This window comes from Mesorhizobium sp. M7A.F.Ca.ET.027.03.2.1, assembly GCF_003999175.1.
Classification (GTDB): domain Bacteria; phylum Pseudomonadota; class Alphaproteobacteria; order Rhizobiales; family Rhizobiaceae; genus Mesorhizobium.
Genome location: NZ_RZOM01001288.1, coordinates 1 through 1,490, shown reverse-complemented (window position 1 = coordinate 1,490; position 1,490 = coordinate 1). Strand labels below are relative to the sequence as shown.

The window sequence follows — 1,490 nt, the reverse complement described above, 5'->3', positions numbered from 1 at the left end:
AAAGCATGGCGTCCGGACGGGTGCTTCTATCGCGCAATCTCCCCCCCGCCGACAGCGCACCTGCCGCGGTCGAAGACCGTATCGCCGACATGCTGAGCTCGGCACTCCCCGCCTCCGGCACCATCTACAACTATATCGAGCAGACCGGCACGCCAAACGGTCTGACGCAATGTCTGCTGCTCAACGGCAAATATTACCTCGACCAGAACGCCAGGACCCATGAGGCAGCCTACCGTTGCCTCGAGAAGCTGGCCAATGGTGGAACCAAGTCCTCGCTCGTCTATTCGGAACTTGCTTCCCTGCATCTCGAGGCGGTGTCCGATCATTACGCCTATCCGCCCAATGCGACGATTGAGACAGCCGTCGAGTTTGCCCATCGCGGCGTGCAGATGGGTCCGACCAGCCCTTATGCCCATCGCTCCTACGGCTATGTCAGTTCGCGCCTCGGCAATACGGACGAAGCGATCCGCTGGATGCGCAAGGCCTATGAACTCAACCCCTACGATCTCGGCATGGCCGCCGCTTACGGCTACGGGCTGATCTTCGCCGGACGATATGCTGAGGGAACGCCGATCCTTGATCATGCGGCGGAGACCTTCAGCGGGCACCCGACATGGTGGGATTATGGGCTGTTCGTCGGTGAGCTCATGCTCGGCGACATGAACAAGGCGGTCGCAGCCAGCATGGCCCTGAGAACGACGGCAACGAAATCACACTATCTGGCGGCGCGGCTGATCGGCGCCAAGGCTGCCGGACAGGATCATCTGGTGAGCACGCTGCTGAAACAACTGACCACCGAGTTCCCCAAATTTGCCGCCGATCCGCGGGCGACTTTCGTCGAGCGGAAATATCCGGCCGACCTGACCGACCGGCTGGTCCAGGCACTCCGCGCTGCCGGGCTCGGCAGCCCAAGCTGACACCATCGACGTCCGCGTACTGGCTGTGCCGCGTCCCGATGGATTTCCTGCGCTCCGATCGCCGATTGCCGATTGGTCGCCAAGTTCTGTACACAACCGTACAAATCGCGAAAATTTTACTGGTCATCACGTTGGACTAGGAGCAATTCAGCCACCATTGGGTGTCGCGCATTCTGCAATAACAAAAAATCAGCTTTCATGACCGCATCACTTTTTGCCGCCGAAGAGGGTGTTGGCTCGAAGGCCATCGTCCTGCTGCACGGTTTCGGCGGCTGCCATGATGTATGGCGCGAGGTGATTTCCGCCCTGACGCCTTCCACGCATACGCTGGCCTATGATCTGCCTGGGCACGGGTTGTCGCTCGATTTTCCCGCCGCCGGTCCCGCCAGGGTGGCAGCCAAGGCCGTGCTCGCCGATCTCTCGGAGCGTCGCCTGAAGCGCGTTCATCTCGTGGGCCACTCGATGGGCGGTGCCGTGGCGGCGCTGATGGCGCTGGCCGAGCCCGAAAAGATAGCCTCGCTGACGCTTCTGGCGCCGGGCGGCCTTGGCCCCGAAATCAATGGACCGCTGTTG

General features: G+C 61.5%; 1 protein-coding gene and 1 pseudogene. Both read left to right on the top strand.

Going from position 1 to position 1,490, the window contains the following annotated elements:
- A pseudogene (locus EN750_RS33920) lies at positions 1 to 917 on the top strand (hypothetical protein); the annotation flags it as partial.
- Positions 918 to 1,115: 198 nt separating this feature from the next.
- Positions 1,116 to 1,490: alpha/beta fold hydrolase (locus tag EN750_RS33915; protein WP_127399246.1), on the top strand; the 375-nt coding region annotated here is incomplete at its 3' end.